The organism is Serratia sp. DFXYC6, from assembly GCF_057196085.1.
Genome location: NZ_JBXUNV010000005.1, coordinates 14,615 through 32,296 on the forward strand (window position 1 = coordinate 14,615; position 17,682 = coordinate 32,296).

Annotated in this window: 17 protein-coding genes; all 17 read left to right on the forward strand. The window is 55.9% G+C overall.

All coding sequences use genetic code 11. The features are described 5' to 3' along the window. The first annotated feature begins 59 nt into the window (after window positions 1-59). On the forward strand, window positions 60-521 hold the full coding sequence (gene asnC / locus AC2CGQ_RS21120; RefSeq protein ID WP_004933786.1) for a transcriptional regulator AsnC: 462 nt from the start codon (window positions 60-62) through the stop codon (window positions 519-521). Between the two features lie 100 nt (window positions 522-621). After that, the gene (gene mioC / locus AC2CGQ_RS21125; RefSeq protein ID WP_016929621.1) at window positions 622-1,062 is read left to right on the forward strand and encodes an FMN-binding protein MioC; all 441 of its coding nucleotides are present in this window, start codon (window positions 622-624) and stop codon (window positions 1,060-1,062) included. Window positions 1,063-1,442: 380 nt separating this feature from the next. After that, window positions 1,443-3,332, forward strand: coding sequence for a tRNA uridine-5-carboxymethylaminomethyl(34) synthesis enzyme MnmG (gene mnmG, locus AC2CGQ_RS21130; RefSeq protein WP_044030154.1), 1,890 nt, complete (start codon window positions 1,443-1,445; stop codon window positions 3,330-3,332). Between the two features lie 138 nt (window positions 3,333-3,470). Then, window positions 3,471-4,091, forward strand: coding sequence for a 16S rRNA (guanine(527)-N(7))-methyltransferase RsmG (rsmG, locus tag AC2CGQ_RS21135; RefSeq protein WP_015379471.1), 621 nt, complete (start codon window positions 3,471-3,473; stop codon window positions 4,089-4,091). A 639-nt stretch (window positions 4,092-4,730) separates the two neighbouring features. Next, on the forward strand, window positions 4,731-5,114 hold the full coding sequence (gene atpI, locus AC2CGQ_RS21140; protein WP_004933796.1) for a F0F1 ATP synthase subunit I: 384 nt from the start codon (window positions 4,731-4,733) through the stop codon (window positions 5,112-5,114). Window positions 5,115-5,136: 22 nt separating this feature from the next. Then, window positions 5,137-5,916: a F0F1 ATP synthase subunit A gene (gene atpB, locus AC2CGQ_RS21145; protein WP_015376132.1), complete on the forward strand. Its 780-nt coding sequence runs from the start codon at window positions 5,137-5,139 to the stop codon at window positions 5,914-5,916. Window positions 5,917-5,965: 49 nt separating this feature from the next. Beyond that, window positions 5,966-6,205, forward strand: coding sequence for a F0F1 ATP synthase subunit C (atpE, locus tag AC2CGQ_RS21150; protein WP_004093904.1), 240 nt, complete (start codon window positions 5,966-5,968; stop codon window positions 6,203-6,205). A 57-nt stretch (window positions 6,206-6,262) separates the two neighbouring features. Further along, a complete protein-coding gene (gene atpF / locus AC2CGQ_RS21155; RefSeq protein WP_004933804.1) occupies window positions 6,263-6,733 on the forward strand; it encodes a F0F1 ATP synthase subunit B in 471 nt (156 codons plus the stop codon). Between the two features lie 14 nt (window positions 6,734-6,747). After that, window positions 6,748-7,281 (forward strand): F0F1 ATP synthase subunit delta, encoded by a 534-nt coding sequence (gene atpH, locus AC2CGQ_RS21160; protein ID WP_004933806.1) that lies wholly within the window; start codon window positions 6,748-6,750, stop codon window positions 7,279-7,281. Between the two features lie 12 nt (window positions 7,282-7,293). Then, entirely contained in the window at window positions 7,294-8,835 is a 1,542-nt protein-coding gene (atpA, locus tag AC2CGQ_RS21165; RefSeq protein WP_004933808.1) for a F0F1 ATP synthase subunit alpha, read from the forward strand. A gap of 59 nt (window positions 8,836-8,894) precedes the next feature. Continuing rightward, on the forward strand, window positions 8,895-9,758 hold the full coding sequence (atpG, locus tag AC2CGQ_RS21170) for a F0F1 ATP synthase subunit gamma (protein WP_004933811.1): 864 nt from the start codon (window positions 8,895-8,897) through the stop codon (window positions 9,756-9,758). A gap of 32 nt (window positions 9,759-9,790) precedes the next feature. Next, complete coding sequence (gene atpD, locus AC2CGQ_RS21175) at window positions 9,791-11,173, forward strand: F0F1 ATP synthase subunit beta (RefSeq protein WP_004933813.1); 1,383 nt, start codon at window positions 9,791-9,793, stop codon at window positions 11,171-11,173. 20 nt (window positions 11,174-11,193) lie between these two features. Then, window positions 11,194-11,613: a F0F1 ATP synthase subunit epsilon gene (locus AC2CGQ_RS21180; RefSeq protein WP_004933814.1), complete on the forward strand. Its 420-nt coding sequence runs from the start codon at window positions 11,194-11,196 to the stop codon at window positions 11,611-11,613. A 290-nt stretch (window positions 11,614-11,903) separates the two neighbouring features. Then, entirely contained in the window at window positions 11,904-13,277 is a 1,374-nt protein-coding gene (gene glmU / locus AC2CGQ_RS21185) for a bifunctional UDP-N-acetylglucosamine diphosphorylase/glucosamine-1-phosphate N-acetyltransferase GlmU (RefSeq protein ID WP_015376135.1), read from the forward strand. A gap of 151 nt (window positions 13,278-13,428) precedes the next feature. After that, window positions 13,429-15,258, forward strand: coding sequence for a glutamine--fructose-6-phosphate transaminase (isomerizing) (glmS, locus tag AC2CGQ_RS21190; protein ID WP_004933817.1), 1,830 nt, complete (start codon window positions 13,429-13,431; stop codon window positions 15,256-15,258). A gap of 335 nt (window positions 15,259-15,593) precedes the next feature. Beyond that, window positions 15,594-16,634 (forward strand): phosphate ABC transporter substrate-binding protein PstS, encoded by a 1,041-nt coding sequence (gene pstS / locus AC2CGQ_RS21195; protein ID WP_004933819.1) that lies wholly within the window; start codon window positions 15,594-15,596, stop codon window positions 16,632-16,634. Between the two features lie 91 nt (window positions 16,635-16,725). After that, window positions 16,726-17,682, forward strand: coding sequence for a phosphate ABC transporter permease PstC (pstC, locus tag AC2CGQ_RS21200; protein WP_004933822.1), 957 nt, complete (start codon window positions 16,726-16,728; stop codon window positions 17,680-17,682).

Genomic DNA, 17,682 nt, shown 5'->3' on the forward strand with positions numbered 1-17,682 from the left:
TTTAATCGTTCATTTTTACCCGGACAGAATTCAACAATCGTTAATTAATGGGGGATTAAATGGCGGAAATTTATCAGATCGATAATCTCGATCGCGGCATTCTCAACGCCCTGATGGACAATGCGCGCACACCGTACGCCGAACTGGCGAAAAACTTCGCCGTCAGCCCCGGCACCATTCATGTGCGGGTGGAGAAGATGAAGCAGGCCGGGATCATCACCGGCGCGCGCATCGACGTCAGCCCCAAACAGCTGGGCTACGACGTGTGCTGCTTTATCGGCATCATATTAAAGAGCGCCAAGGATTACCCTTCGGCGCTGAAGAAGCTGGAAAGCCTGGAAGAAGTGGTGGAAGCCTATTACACCACCGGCCACTACAGCGTCTTTATTAAGGTAATGTGCCGATCGATCGACGCGTTGCAACAGGTACTTATCAACAAGATCCAGACCATCGACGAGATCCAGTCCACCGAAACGCTGATCTCACTGCAGAACCCCATTATGCGCACCATCGTGCCGTAACCCGCCAAATTGCATACCCACATTATCCACAGGTAGATCCCAGCCGATTCACAGCGTACAATGCAGCCACTTTGAGTGAGAAGGTTGGGATCGTTGGTTCATGGCAGACATTACTCTGATCAGTGGCAGTACGCTTGGCAGCGCCGAATACGTGGCTGAACATTTGGCTGAAAAGCTGGAAGACGCGGGTTTCTCTACCGAGATGCTGCACGGCCCTGAACTGGATGAACTGCCGTTGACCGGCCGCTGGCTGGTGGTCTCTTCCACGCACGGCGCCGGCGAACTGCCAGATAACCTTCAACCGCTGTTGGAACAGATCGCTGAGCAGCAGCCGGATCTTTCCGAGGTACAGTTCGGCGCCGTCGGTTTGGGCAGTTCGGAATACGATACCTTCTGCGGCGCAATCAAACAGATCGACGATCTGTTGATCGCCAGAGGCGCTAAAAGGATCGGCGATCGTCTCGAGATCGACGTGACCGAGCATGAAATTCCCGAGGATCCGGCCGAGGAATGGGTAAAAAACTGGATTAATTTACTCTAATTCGTCTAAAGATCGTGCGAACGATTGTGGATAACTATACTTAAAAGCAGGGTAAAAGCCGTAGTTATCCCAATAACAACCGTAGTGCGCTTTTTGTCCTGTGCATAACAAGCCTTTTAGATCCCAGCTTATCTGCATCGGGATCACCGATCATTCACAGCAAACGATCCTCCTTAATCTGCTGATCTTCATCGTGAATAGTCACTTATCCACAGAGGATCGCGATCCTAATAAGAGATCTAATAAAGAGATCTTTAAATAAAAAAGATCTTCTTTTAATTACCGACGATCCTGACCACTTGGTCGATCGTCTAAACTTGAGTAGAATCCCCGACCCCAGGGCAAATACGATCGTTCGCAATACGGCGAGGTGCAGTTCCATGTTTTATCCAGATCAATTTGACGTCATCATCATCGGTGGTGGCCATGCAGGTACCGAGGCCGCCATGGCCGCGGCGCGCATGGGACGTCAGACTTTATTATTGACACACAATATCGATACGCTGGGACAGATGTCCTGCAACCCGGCGATTGGCGGTATTGGTAAAGGGCATCTGGTTAAGGAAATTGATGCGCTCGGCGGCCTGATGGCAACGGCGATCGACCATGCCGGCATACAGTTTAGGATACTAAACGCCAGCAAAGGCCCTGCCGTTCGCGCCACTCGCGCTCAGGCGGATCGCGTCCTGTATCGGCAGGCGATCCGTACCGCGTTGGAGAACCAGCCCAACCTGATGATCTTCCAACAGCCGGTTGAGGATCTGATCGTCGAAAACGATCGCGTCGTGGGTGCCGTCACCCAAATGGGTCTGAAATTCCGCGCCAAGGCGGTGGTATTGACCGTAGGCACCTTCCTGGACGGCAAGATCCATATCGGCCTGGAGAATTACAGCGGCGGCCGCGCAGGGGATCCTCCTTCGATCTCGCTGTCGCAGCGTTTGCGTGAACTGCCGCTGCGCGTTAACCGCTTGAAAACCGGTACGCCGCCGCGCATCGACGCCCGCACTATCGATTTCAGCGTATTGGCACCTCAACACGGCGATACGCCGGTGCCGGTATTCTCGTTCCTGGGCGATGCCAGCCAGCACCCGGAACAAATGGCGTGCTACATAACCCACACCAATGAAAAAACCCATGACGTAATCCGCAATAACCTCGATCGCAGCCCGATGTATGCCGGGATCATCGAAGGGATCGGCCCACGTTACTGTCCGTCGATCGAAGACAAGGTCATGCGTTTTGCCGATCGCAACGCGCACCAGATCTTCCTTGAGCCGGAAGGCCTGACCAGCAACGAGATTTACCCTAACGGGATCTCCACCAGCCTGCCGTTCGACGTGCAGATGCAGATCGTTCGTTCAATGGAAGGGATGCAGAACGCGCGTATTATTCGCCCTGGTTATGCCATCGAGTACGATTTCTTCGATCCACGCGATCTGAAACCGACGCTGGAAAGCAAATTTATTCAGGGCCTGTTCTTCGCCGGCCAGATCAACGGCACCACCGGCTATGAAGAAGCCGCCGCACAGGGCCTGCTGGCCGGCCTGAACGCCGGCCGCTTCGCCGATGAACAAGAGGGCTGGGCGCCACGTCGCGATCAGGCCTACCTCGGCGTGCTGGTGGACGACCTCAGCACCCTCGGCACCAAAGAACCGTACCGTATGTTTACCTCACGCGCCGAGTATCGTCTGATGCTGCGCGAAGACAACGCCGATCTCCGCCTGACGGAAAAAGGCCGTGAACTCGGTCTGGTGGACGACGTGCGCTGGGCGCGCTACAGCGAAAAGCTGGAGCGGATCGAACGTGAACGTCAGCGCCTGCGCGACATCTGGATGCACCCGCATGCCGAGAACGTCGAACAGGTCAATGCGTTGCTGAAAGCGCCGCTGTCGCGTGAAGCGAACGGTGAAGAGTTGCTGCGCCGTCCTGAGATGGATTACGCGCAGTTGACCGGCATCGACGCCTTCGCGCCGCCGTTGGACGACGTACAAGCCGCCGAGCAGGTCGAGATCCAGGTCAAATACGAAGGCTATATCGCTCGCCAGCAGGAAGAGATCGAAAAACAGCAGCGCAACGAGAACACCGTGCTGCCGCTGGATCTTGACTACCGTCAGGTTTCGGGGCTGTCGAACGAAGTGATCGCCAAGCTGAACGATCACAAACCGAACTCCATCGGCCAGGCTTCGCGCATCTCCGGCATTACACCGGCGGCGATCTCGATTTTGCTGATCTGGCTGAAAAAGCAGGGACTGCTGCGCCGCAGCGCATAAATCCCGCATCCAGGCGGCCGTTTGCTCAACCCGTAGCCAAACGGCCGCTGACATCACTTGCGCCCTGAATTATCATAGTCGCCTCATTGCGCCAGCTAACCATCCGCTGGTCGTTCAGCGCCTGCCAGAGGATCCGTTGTGCAAAAAAAATTAGACTCGCTGCTCGCGGCAGCAGGCATTGAGCTGCCCGATCAGCAGAAACAGCAGCTGCTGGGCTATGTCGGCATGCTGGATAAGTGGAACAAGGCTTATAACCTCACGTCGGTGCGCGATCCGCAGCAAATGCTGGTGCGCCACATCCTCGACAGTATTGTGGTCAATCCGCATCTGCAGGGCTCGCGTTTTATCGATGTCGGCACCGGCCCCGGCTTGCCGGGCATTCCGCTGGCGATTGTGCGCCCGGATGCGCATTTCACGCTGCTCGACAGCCTGGGCAAGCGCGTGCGTTTCCTGCGCCAGGTGCAGCATGAGCTGGGCCTGAACAATATCGAGCCGGTGCAGAGCCGCGTCGAAGCGTTTCCGGCCGAGCCACCGTTCGATGGCGTGATCAGCCGGGCATTCGCTTCGCTGCAGGATATGCTGTCCTGGTGCCATCACCTGCCGGCGAAAGGGCAGGGGCGTTTTTACGCGTTGAAAGGCGTGCGCCCGGATGAAGAACTGACGCAGCTGCCGGCTGGCGTTAGCCTGGAGTCTATCGTGCGGCTGCAGGTGCCTGAACTGGAAGGCGAACGTCATCTGGTGATTCTTAAGGCAAACTGAGTTTGCTTTTGATCAAACAAGCGTGAATTAAAGGTCGTACCCAGCAGAAAGATAAGCAGGCTAATTAGTTGGTCGCTTTTTTTAGTTAATTTACTTTCTATTAACACAAAAAACGCGGCTAATTAGCGACAATAGAGTAATTGCATTTAGAAATAGTCACGTTAGCAATCATGTGCGAAAGATTGGCGTTTGCTGCTAATGTTAATTGGCTGTTGGAATATTGCCCCGCTGCTTGTCAATAAAAGGTTTTCATCGGGTATACGGATTGTTTTTGAACAGTTAACTAGTAATGTTTTGATTTATATAATTTTTTGATCGCTCAAATTGCTAAAGACGGTTTGGTTGACCATCGGCTATAAATCAGGAAGGGACATTACTGTGATCAGCTTCGCGTTTCTAAACGCAACGCTGGAATAATCAGACAATTAAATGCGCCCTATTATTCCGACCGTTTTCTTGTGAAAATAGGCTGGAATAGGGAAATTTAAATAATTGTTCACCTTTTCGCTACTTATCGATTGAATTCGTTGGTATGCCCCGTATAATTTGCTCGTTTTTTGCTGCTTGACTCAGGACAGCAAAAACAGTTGTATACGTCACTCAGCATACCCCCTCTGGGGTACGGAGAGAACAAACGTCATGTCTGTGTCCCTTTACAGCGGGAAAGTCGCACGCAAACTGCTGTTTTTGCAGTTAATGACTTTTGTTCTGATCAGCGTTGCTTTCTGGCTGAAAAGCCCGGAATGGAGCGCTTCGGCGTTGGCAGGCGGTCTCGCCGCCTGGTTGCCGAGTGCAATGTTTATGCTGTTTGCCTTGCGCCATCAGGCGCAAACGCCGGCGCCCGGTAGGGTTGCCTGGTCGTTCGCCATCGGCGAGGGGCTAAAGGTCGTGATCACCATCGTTTTGCTGATCGTGGCGCTGGGGGTGTTCAAGGCGGAGTTTATACCGCTTGGCCTGACCTATTTAGCGGTGTTAGTGGTGCAGATAGTGGCACCGGCCGTGATTAACAGTTACCGAACTTAACTAAATAAGGGTAAGAGGCATCATGTCTGCAGGAGAAGTCTTGACTCCACAGGAGTATATCGGTCACCACCTGACGCAGCTTCAGGTCGGGACTGGGTTCTGGTCGATCAACATCGACTCGATGTTTTTCTCCGTCGTCCTCGGGGCGCTTTTCCTGGTGATCTTCCGCAAAGTGGCCAAAAACGCCACCAGCGGCGTGCCGGGTAAACTGCAAACCGCCGTGGAGCTGGTGGTCGGTTTCGTCGACAGCAGCGTGCGCGACATGTACCACGGCAAGAGCAAGGTGATTGCGCCGCTGGCGCTGACCGTGTTCGTCTGGGTGTTCCTGATGAACCTGATGGATTTGCTGCCCATCGACTTCCTGCCTTACGTTGGCGAACACATCCTCGGCCTGCCTGCGCTGCGCGTAGTGCCTACCGCCGATGTAAACGTCACGCTGTCGATGGCGCTGGGCGTGTTTATCCTGATTCTGTTCTATAGCATCAAAATGAAAGGCGTTGGCGGGTTCGTTAAAGAGTTGACCATGCAGCCGTTCAACCACCCTGTATTCATTCCTATCAACCTGATTCTTGAAGGTGTCAGCCTGCTGTCCAAACCTGTTTCACTGGGTCTGCGACTGTTCGGCAACATGTATGCGGGTGAGTTGATCTTCATCCTGATTGCCGGCCTGTTGCCGTGGTGGTCACAGTGGGTCCTGAGCTTGCCTTGGGCTATCTTCCACATCCTGATCATTACGCTTCAAGCCTTTATTTTCATGGTTCTGACGATCGTCTATCTGTCGATGGCGTCTGAAGAGCACTGATTTTCTTAAAACACTTGCACTTTTAAACTGAAACAAACTGGAGACTGTCATGGAAAACCTGAGTATGGATCTGCTGTACATGGCTGCCGCTGTGATGATGGGTTTAGCGGCAATCGGTGCTGCGATCGGTATCGGCATCCTGGGTGGTAAATTCTTGGAAGGCGCTGCTCGTCAGCCTGACCTGATTCCTCTGCTGCGTACACAGTTCTTTATCGTTATGGGTCTGGTCGACGCCATCCCGATGATCGCTGTAGGTCTGGGTCTGTACGTGATGTTCGCCGTCGCGTAAGTAGAGCAACCCTCTACGACGTAACCAAACTATTAACTTTTAAAGAGGCATTGTGCTGTGAATCTTAACGCAACAATCCTCGGCCAGGCCATCGCGTTCGTTCTGTTTGTCTGGTTCTGCATGAAGTACGTATGGCCGCCGATCATGGCTGCCATCGAGAAGCGTCAGAAAGAAATCGCTGACGGCCTCGCTTCTGCAGAGCGTGCCAAAAAAGATCTGGACTTAGCGCAAGCCAATGCGACCGACCAGCTGAAAACTGCCAAAGCAGAAGCTCAGGTGATCATCGAGCAAGCGAACAAACGCAAAGCTCAGATCATGGATGAAGCGAAAGCCGAAGCCGAGCAGGAACGTAACAAAATCGTGGCGCAGGCTCAGGCTGAGATCGAAGCCGAACGTAAGCGCGCTCGTGAAGAGTTGCGTAAGCAAGTCGCGATGCTGGCAATTGCCGGCGCCGAGAAGATCATCGAACGTTCCGTGGATGAAGCTGCTAACAGCGACATCGTTGATAAACTGGTCGCTGAACTGTAAGGAGGGAGGGGCTGATGTCTGAATTTGTAACTGTAGCTCGCCCCTACGCCAAAGCAGCTTTTGACTTTGCCGTTGAGCACCAAAGCGTAGAGCGCTGGCAGGAAATGCTGGCGTTTGCGGCTGAAGTCACTCGCAATGAACAGATTTCTGAACTGCTGTCTGGCGCGGTTGCGCCAGAAACGCTGTCCAAGACGTTCATCGCGGTTTGTGGCGATCGGCTCGACGAACATGGCCAGAACTTTATCCGTGTAATGGCCGAAAATGGACGTTTACTGGTTCTTCCTGCCGTGCTGCAGCAGTTCATCGAACTGCGCGCCTCGCTGGAATCCACCGTCGAAGTCGAAGTGCTCTCTGCGAGCGCGCTGAACGACGAACAGCAGGCGAAAATCGCCGCTGCGATGGAAAAACGTCTGTCACGCAAAGTTAAGCTGAATTGCAAAATTGACAAGTCTGTACTGGCCGGCATCGTTGTTCGCGCCGGCGATATGGTGATTGATGGCAGCGTTCGCGGTCGTCTTGAACGCCTGACAGACGTCTTGCAGTCTTAAGGGGACTGGAGCATGCAACTGAATTCCACCGAAATCAGCGAACTGATCAAGCAGCGCATTGCTCAGTTCAATGTAGTGAGCGAAGCTCACAATGAAGGTACTATCGTTTCCGTCAGTGACGGGATCATCCGCGTACACGGCCTGGCCGAAGTTATGCAGGGCGAAATGATCGCGCTGCCTGGCAACCGTTACGCAATCGCATTGAACCTGGAGCGCGACTCCGTCGGTGCCGTGGTCATGGGTCCGTACGCGGATCTGGCCGAAGGCATGAAGGTGAAATGCACCGGCCGTATCCTGGAAGTTCCAGTCGGTCGTGGTCTGCTGGGCCGCGTAGTTAACACCCTGGGCGCGCCAATCGACGGCAAAGGCCCGATTGAGAACGACGGTTTCTCTCCGGTAGAAGCTATCGCGCCAGGCGTTATCGAGCGTCAGTCCGTTGATCAGCCGGTTCAGACTGGCTACAAATCCGTTGACGCCATGATTCCAATCGGCCGTGGCCAGCGTGAGCTGGTGATCGGTGACCGTCAGACCGGTAAAACCGCGCTGGCGATCGATGCGATCATCAACCAACGCGACTCCGGCATCAAATGCGTTTACGTGGCTATCGGCCAGAAAGCGTCCACCATCGCTAACGTGGTGCGCAAACTGGAAGAGCACGGCGCACTGGCCAACACCATCGTGGTGGTGGCGACCGCTTCCGAATCCGCTGCACTGCAATACCTGGCGCCATATGCCGGTTGCGCAATGGGCGAATACTTCCGTGACCGCGGTGAAGATGCGCTGATCGTGTACGATGACCTGTCCAAACAGGCCGTTGCTTACCGCCAGATTTCCCTGCTGCTTCGTCGTCCGCCAGGTCGTGAAGCTTACCCAGGCGACGTATTCTACCTGCACTCCCGCTTGCTGGAGCGCGCAGCGCGCGTCAACGCCGAATACGTTGAAGCCTTCACCAAAGGTGAAGTTAAAGGCCAAACCGGTTCACTGACCGCTCTGCCGATCATTGAAACCCAGGCGGGTGACGTTTCCGCGTTCGTTCCGACCAACGTAATCTCGATTACCGATGGTCAGATCTTCCTGGAATCCAACCTGTTCAACTCCGGTATTCGTCCGGCAGTTAACCCGGGTATCTCCGTATCCCGTGTTGGTGGCGCCGCGCAGACCAAGATCATGAAGAAACTGTCCGGTGGTATCCGTACCGCGCTGGCGCAGTATCGTGAACTGGCTGCGTTCTCCCAGTTCGCATCCGATCTGGACGACGCGACCCGCAAACAGCTGAGCCACGGTCAGAAAGTGACCGAGCTGCTGAAACAGAAACAGTATGCGCCGATGTCGGTTGCACAACAGTCTCTGGTGCTGTTTGCCGCAGAACGCGGTTACCTGAACGACGTCGAAGTCGCCAAAGTGGTGAGCTTCGAAGCCGCGCTGGTAGCCTATGCGGACCGCGAGCACGCCGAACTGCTGAACCACATCAACCAAACTGGCAACTTCAATGATGAGATCGAGGGCAAGTTGAAAGACATCCTCGAGACCTTCAAGAAAACCCAGTCCTGGTAACGCCGAACGGTCCTGCTGTTGAAAGACAGCAGGCCGTCTGGCACTGAGGAGAAGCAGAGATGGCCGGCGCAAAAGAGATACGTAGTAAGATCGCTAGCGTGCAAAACACGCAAAAGATCACTAAAGCGATGGAAATGGTCGCCGCCTCCAAAATGCGTAAATCGCAGGATCGCATGGCGGCCAGCCGTCCTTATGCAGAGACCATGCGCAAAGTGATTGGTCACCTTGCGTTAGGGAATCTGGAGTACAAGCACCCGTACCTGGATGAGCGTGACGTTAAGCGCGTCGGGTATCTGGTGGTGTCTACTGACCGTGGTCTCTGCGGCGGCTTGAACATCAACCTGTTCAAAAAGCTGCTGGCGGAGATGAAAGCCTGGTCCGAAAAAGGCGTCGAAACCGATTTGGCGCTGATTGGCTCTAAAGCGGCCTCTTTCTTTGGTTCCGTGGGCGGCAACGTGGTTGCCCAGGTGACCGGCATGGGGGATAAACCTTCCCTGTCGGATCTGATCGGGCCGGTGAAAGTGATGTTGCAGGCCTACGACGAAGGTCGTTTGGACAAGCTGTACATTGTCAGCAACAAATTTGTTAATACGATGTCCCAAGAGCCGCAGGTGCTTCAGCTGCTGCCGTTACCGCCAGCCGATGACGAAGAGCTGAAGAAAACGCCTTGGGATTACCTGTATGAACCGGATCCAAAAGTGCTGCTTGATACCTTGCTGCGCCGCTATGTGGAGTCGCAGGTTTATCAGGGCGTCGTGGAAAACCTGGCCAGCGAGCAGGCCGCACGAATGGTCGCGATGAAAGCCGCAACCGATAACGGCGGTAGCCTGATCAAAGAGCTGCAGTTGGTATACAACAAGGCGCGTCAGGCCAGCATCACTCAGGAACTCACCGAGATCGTTTCGGGAGCCTCCGCGGTTTAAGCTAGGTTTACGAATTACGTAGAGGATTCAAGATGGCTACTGGAAAGATTATCCAGGTAATCGGCGCCGTGGTGGACGTCGAGTTCCCTCAGGATGCCGTACCAAAAGTGTACGACGCCCTTGAGGTAGAAAACGGCACCGAAAAACTGGTGTTGGAAGTTCAGCAACAGCTGGGCGGTGGCGTGGTTCGCTGTATCGCAATGGGGACCTCCGACGGTCTGCGTCGCGGTCTGAAAGTGAACAACCTGGACCACCCGATTGAAGTGCCGGTGGGTAAAGCTACCCTGGGCCGTATCATGAACGTATTGGGTCAACCCATCGACATGAAAGGCGACATCGGCGAAGAAGAGCGTTGGGCGATTCACCGCGCGGCGCCAAGCTACGAAGAGCTGTCCAGCTCCCAGGAACTGCTGGAAACCGGTATCAAGGTAATGGACCTGATTTGTCCATTCGCCAAGGGCGGTAAAGTCGGTCTGTTCGGCGGTGCGGGCGTAGGTAAAACCGTAAACATGATGGAGCTGATCCGTAACATCGCGATCGAGCACTCCGGTTATTCCGTGTTCGCGGGCGTGGGCGAGCGTACTCGTGAGGGTAACGACTTCTACCACGAAATGACCGACTCCAACGTTCTGGACAAAGTATCTCTGGTTTACGGCCAGATGAACGAGCCACCAGGTAACCGTCTGCGCGTTGCGCTGACCGGTCTGACCATGGCGGAGAAATTCCGTGACGAAGGCCGTGACGTTCTGCTGTTCGTTGACAACATCTACCGTTACACCCTGGCCGGTACCGAAGTGTCCGCACTTCTGGGCCGTATGCCATCCGCGGTAGGTTATCAGCCAACGCTGGCGGAAGAGATGGGCGTTCTGCAAGAACGTATCACCTCGACCAAGACCGGTTCCATCACTTCCGTACAGGCCGTTTACGTTCCTGCGGATGACTTGACTGACCCGTCACCAGCCACCACCTTTGCGCACTTGGACGCAACCGTGGTACTGAGCCGTAACATCGCTTCTCTGGGTATCTACCCGGCCGTTGACCCGCTGGATTCCACCAGCCGTCAGCTGGATCCGCTGGTTGTTGGCCAGGAGCACTACGACGTAGCGCGTGGCGTGCAGTCCATTCTGCAACGCTACCAGGAACTTAAAGATATCATCGCGATCCTGGGTATGGACGAGCTGTCTGAAGAAGACAAACTGGTCGTATCCCGTGCGCGTAAGATCCAACGTTTCCTGTCTCAGCCGTTCTTCGTGGCAGAAGTCTTCACCGGTTCTCCGGGCAAGTTCGTATCGCTGAAAGACACCATCCGTGGTTTCAAAGGCATTATGGACGGCGACTATGACCACCTGCCGGAGCAGGCGTTCTACATGGTTGGCACCATTGAAGAAGCAGTGGAAAAAGCCAAGAAACTGTAACGCCTTGAGAGGAGGGTGATATGGCTATGACTTACCATCTGGATGTAGTCAGCGCGGAAAAACAGATGTTTTCCGGCCTGGTGCAGAAGATCCAGGTGACAGGCAGCGAAGGTGAACTGGGGATCTTCCCTGGCCATGCGCCGCTGCTGACTGCCATCAAGCCTGGCATGGTGCGTATTGTTAAGCAGCACGGTGAAGAAGAGTTCATCTACCTGTCCGGCGGCATCCTCGAGGTGCAGCCGAGCGTGGTTACCGTGCTGGCGGACACTGCTATCCGTGGTACTGACCTCGACGAAGCGAGAGCGTTGGAAGCTAAGCGTAAAGCTGAAGAACACATTCGCAGCTCTCATGGCGATGTCGACTATGCTCAGGCATCCGCTGAACTGGCGAAAGCGATCGCAAAACTGCGCGTTATCGAGCTCACCAGAAAAGCGATGTAATGTTTGGGTGCCCGGCACCCAACTTTAAGAAAGCGGCCTATAGGGTCGCTTTTTTTTTACTTTAAAATAAGCATTTCAGCCCGGCGGGCGGTGTGGTGTATAACCGCTGATATCGGGAAATAAACGTCGCCGATCGCCGACAGTTTTTTCGTCCCGACGCCGAATTAGCCGTGATAGCGGCAGACCAAGGCCCACGCGGCCTGCGCCGGGTTCGTGCAGAGAAATATGTAGTAATATCGCCGCTAAACGGTTTTACTTTCGTCTATCAAAATGGAGTTATCAGGTTGCTTATGTCGAACAGCGCAATGAGCGTGGTCATCCTCGCCGCGGGCAAGGGAACACGCATGTATTCCGATCTTCCCAAGGTCTTACATCCGTTGGCCGGCAAGCCGATGGTGCAACACGTCATTGATGCCGCGATGAAACTGGGCGCGCAACAGGTTCATCTGGTATACGGCCACGGCGGCGATCTGTTGAAAAGCACGTTGACCGAAGGCGCGCTGAACTGGGTGCTGCAGGCCGAGCAACTGGGTACCGGCCATGCGATGCAGCAGGCCGCGCCGCACTTTGCCGACGATGAAGACGTGCTGATGCTGTACGGCGATGTGCCGTTAATCTCCGTGGATACGCTGCAACGCCTGCTGGCGGCCAAGCCGCAGGGCGGCATCGGCCTGCTGACGGTCAAGCTGGACGATCCGAGCGGTTACGGCCGCATCGTGCGTGAGCAGGGCAACGTGGTGGGCATCGTCGAACACAAGGACGCCAGTGAGGCACAGCGCCAGATCAACGAGATCAATACCGGCATCCTGGTGGCGAACGGGCGCGATCTGAAGCGCTGGCTGGGAATGTTGAATAACGACAACGCACAGGGCGAGTTTTACATCACCGATATCATTGCGTTGGCCCATGCCGACGGCAAGAAAATCGAAGCCGTGCACCCGTCGCGTTTAAGTGAAGTGGAAGGCGTGAACAACCGTCTGCAGCTGGCGACTCTGGAGCGCGTATTCCAGTCGGAACAGTCTGAAAAGCTGCTGTTGGCCGGCGTGATGTTGTTGGATCCGGCGCGTTTCGATCTGCGCGGGGAACTTGTTCACGGCCGTGACATCACTATTGATGCGAATGTGATTATCGAAGGTCACGTCAAGCTGGGCGACCGGGTGAAAGTCGGCGCCGGCTGCGTGCTGAAAAACTGCGTGATTGGCGATAACTGCGAGATCAGCCCTTACAGCGTGCTGGAAGACAGCGTGCTGGAAGCAGACTGCACGGTGGGGCCGTTCGCCCGCCTGCGCCCAGGCGCGGAGCTGGCGGCAGGGGCTCACGTCGGCAACTTCGTGGAAATGAAAAAGGCGCGTCTGGGCAAAGGCTCCAAGGCCGGCCACCTCAGCTACCTGGGCGATGCCGAAATCGGTGATGACGTGAATATCGGCGCCGGCACCATCACCTGTAACTACGATGGCGCCAACAAGCACAAAACGCTGATCGGCGATGGCGTGTTCGTCGGTTCCGATACTCAGCTGGTGGCGCCGGTGTCGGTCGGCAAAGGATCCACCATCGCCGCCGGCACCACGGTGACGCGCGATATCGCCGAGAACGAACTGGTGCTGAGCCGCGTCAAGCAGGTGCACATTCAGGGTTGGCAACGTCCGGTGAAGAAGAAGCCATAGTGTGTTTTGCGTTGGGCTCCGTTCAGAGCCCAATACAAAACATAATAACCCCCACCATCTACAGGCTCGGGGGACGCACGGTAAAAACCGGCAAAAATCAGGTCAAGGCATCGAAAGCGCCCATGAAGGGCGTTCATTAGGAATATAACTGATGTGTGGAATTGTAGGCGCAGTAGCGCAACGTGATATCGCAGAAATCCTGTTGGAAGGTTTACGTCGTCTCGAGTATCGCGGTTATGACTCCGCTGGTCTGGCGGTGGTCGATGAAAAAGGCAACGTCAGTCGCCTGCGTCGCGTTGGCAAGGTACAAAAGCTGGCCGAAGCGGCGGAACAAACCGATCTGCACGGCGGTACCGGCATCGCTCACACCCGTTGGGCTACGCACGGTGAACCGACCGAAGCGAACGCGCACCCGCATGTTTCCGACTACATTACCGTGGTGCATAACGGCATCATCGAAAACCACGAGCCGCTGCGCGAACTGCTGATTGAACGCGGTTACCGTTTCAGCTCTGAAACCGACACCGAAGTGATTGCGCACCTGGTGCACTGGGAACAACTGCAAGGCGGTACGCTGCTGGAAGTGGTTCAGCGCGTGATCCCGCAGCTGCGCGGCGCTTATGGCACCGTGGTGATGGACAGCCGCGATCCGAGCGTGCTGGTCGCGGCGCGTTCCGGCAGCCCGCTGGTTATCGGCCGCGGCGTCGGGGAAAACTTCATCGCTTCCGATCAGCTGGCGCTGCTGCCGGTCACCCGCCGCTTCATCTTCCTGGAAGAGGGCGACGTGGTGGAAGTGACTCGCCGCACCGTCAACATCTTCGACAAACAGGGCAACGCCATCGAGCGTCCTGAGATCGAATCCCAGGTGCAGTATGACGCTGGCGACAAGGGCGCTTATCGCCACTACATGCAAAAAGAGATTTACGAACAGCCGCTGGCGCTGAAAAACACCCTGGAAGGGCGTTTCAGTCATGGCCAAATCAACCTGAGTGAGCTGGGGCCGCACGCCGACGAGCTGCTCGCCAAGGTGCAGCACGTGCAGATTATCGCCTGTGGGACTTCTTACCACTCCGGTATGGTGGCGCGTTACTGGTTCGAAGCGCTGGCCGGCGTGCCATGCGATGTCGAGATCGCGTCCGAATTCCGTTACCGCAAATCGGCGGTGCGTCCGGGCAGCCTGATCATCACTCTGTCGCAGTCCGGCGAAACCGCCGACACCCTGGCGGCGCTCCGCCTGTCCAAAGAGCTGGGTTATCTCGGTTCGTTGGCCGTTTGTAACGTTGCCGGCTCTTCGCTGGTGCGCGAATCCGATCTGGCGCTGATGACCAAAGCCGGTACGGAAATCGGCGTAGCCTCGACCAAAGCCTTCACCACGCAGCTCACCGTGCTGTTGATGCTGGTGGCGCGCCTGGGCCGTCTGAAAGGCATGGCGGAAAGCGTGGAGCACGAGATCGTGCATGGTCTGCAGGCGCTGCCGGCGCGTATCGAGCAGATGCTGTCGATGGATAAAGAGATCGAAGCGCTGGCGGAAGGCTTCTCCGACAAGCACCATGCGCTGTTCCTCGGCCGCGGCGATCAGTATCCGATCGCCATGGAAGGGGCGCTGAAGCTGAAAGAGATCTCCTATATTCACGCTGAAGCTTATGCGGCGGGTGAGTTGAAACACGGCCCGCTGGCGCTGATCGACGCCGATATGCCGGTGATCGTGGTGGCGCCAAACAACGAACTGCTGGAAAAGCTGAAGTCCAACATTGAAGAAGTGCGCGCGCGCGGCGGCCAGCTGTACGTGTTCGCCGATCAGGACGCCGGCTTCGTCAGCAGCGAAGGCATGACCCTCATTCCTCTGCCGCACGTCGAGGAAATCGTCGCGCCGATCTTCTACACCGTGCCGTTGCAGCTGCTGTCTTACCACGTGGCGCTGATCAAGGGCACCGACGTTGACCAGCCGCGCAACCTGGCGAAGTCTGTCACCGTAGAGTAATTTGTCACAGGTAAACTGCAAAAGCCGGCCTTAGCGCCGGCTTTTTTCATGAGTGACCTTAAAGATGACAGCGCTGCCGTTTCGGTGATAAACGTTGTCATATTCAAGCGGATAGGCCGCGCCAAGCCGGTTTTTTATTGCTTGGGAAATGTGCTGTTTCACGGCTAACCTTCTGATTTACATAAAAACAAATACCTATCAAATACGCTGTAATATAACTGTCATATTGCGTACATTTTTCTGTCACCAAACTGTCCTATTTTCCCTCCTGCAGCAATACTTACTCTGATTAAAACGACTCGAAGTCGATTTTAAGTATCCCATTAGGAGGGATTATGAAACTGATGCGTACCACCGTCGCCAGTATTGTGGCAGCGACCTTCTCCCTGACCGCCGTGTCCGCGTTCGCTGCTGCCAGCCTGACCGGTGCAGGTGCGACATTCCCCGCTCCGGTTTACGCCAAGTGGGCAGATTCTTATCAGAAAGAAACCGGCAACAAAGTTAACTATCAGGGCATCGGCTCCTCTGGCGGCGTGAAGCAAATCGTGGCCAACACCGTTGACTTTGGTGCCTCCGACGCCCCGCTGTCTGACGACAAGCTGGCGGCCGACGGCCTGTTCCAGTTCCCGACCGTGATTGGCGGCGTGGTGCTGGCGGTGAATATCCCGGGCATCAAATCCGGCGAACTGACGCTGGACGGCAAAACCCTGGGCGATATCTACCTGGGCAACGTCAAAAAGTGGAACGATCCGGCTATCACCAAGCTGAACCCAGGCGTGAAACTGCCTGACCAGAACATCGCCGTAGTGCGCCGCGCCGACGGTTCCGGCACCTCGTTCGTGTTCACCAGCTACCTGTCCAAGGCCAATGCGCAGTGGAAAGAAAAGATTGGCGCCGGTTCTACCGTTAACTGGCCGACCGGTCTGGGCGGTAAAGGCAACGACGGCATCGCCGCCTTCGTTCAGCGCCTGCCAGGCTCTATCGGCTACGTAGAATACGCTTACGCCAAGCAGAACAACCTGGCTTACACCAAGCTGGTGTCCGCCGACGGCAAACCGGTCAGCCCGACCGAAGAGAGCTTCAGCAACGCCGCCAAAGGCGCGGATTGGAGCAAAACTTTCGCTCAGGATCTGACTGACCAGAAAGGCGACAACGTGTGGCCAATCACCTCCACCACCTTCATCCTGGTGCACAAAGAGCAGAAAAACCCTGCTCAGGGCGCCGAAGTGCTGAAGTTCTTCGACTGGGCGTATAAAACCGGTGCAAAACAAGCTAACGAGCTGGATTACGCCACCCTGCCGGCAGAAGTGGTTGAGCAGGTGCGTGCGGCCTGGAAAACCAACGTAAAAGACAGTTCAGGTAAAGCGCTGTACTAACAACGCAGGGGCGCGGGTTCGCCGCGCCCCACACAGTTCTTCAGGCTCCGATCCCGATTGGGGCTGCCAGGGTTCAAACAGAGAGTAATCTATGGCTGAGTACAAGCCGACCATCAAAGCACCGGGCAAAAACGGTGACATCATTTTCAGCGCGCTGGTGAGACTGGCTGCGCTGATTACCCTATTGTTGCTGGGCGGCATCATCGTTTCGCTGATCTTCGCCTCCTGGCCAAGCATGCAGAAATTCGGCTTTGCGTTCCTGTGGACCAAAGAATGGGACGCGCCGGCGGAGCAGTTCGGCGCGCTGGTGCCGATCTACGGCACCGTGGTCACCTCGCTTATCGCGTTGATCATCGCCGTGCCGGTGAGCTTCGGCATCGCGCTGTTCCTGACCGAACTGGCGCCGAACTGGCTGAAGCGGCCGCTGGGCATCGCCATTGAGCTGCTGGCGGCCATTCCGAGCATCGTCTACGGCATGTGGGGCCTGTTCGTGTTCGCCCCGCTGTTCGCCGAATACTTCCAGACGCCGGTGGGCGAAGTACTGTCGGGCATTCCAATCGTCGGCGAGCTGTTCTCCGGCCCGGCCTTCGGCATCGGCATCCTGGCCGCCGGGGTGATCCTGGCTATCATGATCATTCCTTACATCGCCGCGGTGATGCGCGACGTGTTCGAACAGACCCCGGTAATGATGAAAGAGTCGGCCTACGGTATCGGCTGCACCACCTGGGAAGTCATCTGGCGCATCGTGCTGCCGTTCACCAAAAACGGCGTCATCGGCGGCGTGATGTTGGGCCTGGGCCGCGCGCTGGGGGAAACCATGGCGGTGACCTTTATCATCGGCAACACCTACCAGCTCGACAGCGCTTCGCTGTACATGCCGGGCAACAGCATCACCTCGGCGCTGGCCAACGAATTCGCCGAAGCCGAGTCCGGCGTGCACACCGCCGCGTTGATGGAGCTGGGCCTGATTCTGTTTGTTATCACCTTTATCGTGCTGGCGCTGTCGAAACTGATGATCATGCGTCTGGCCAAGAATGAGGGGCGTTAA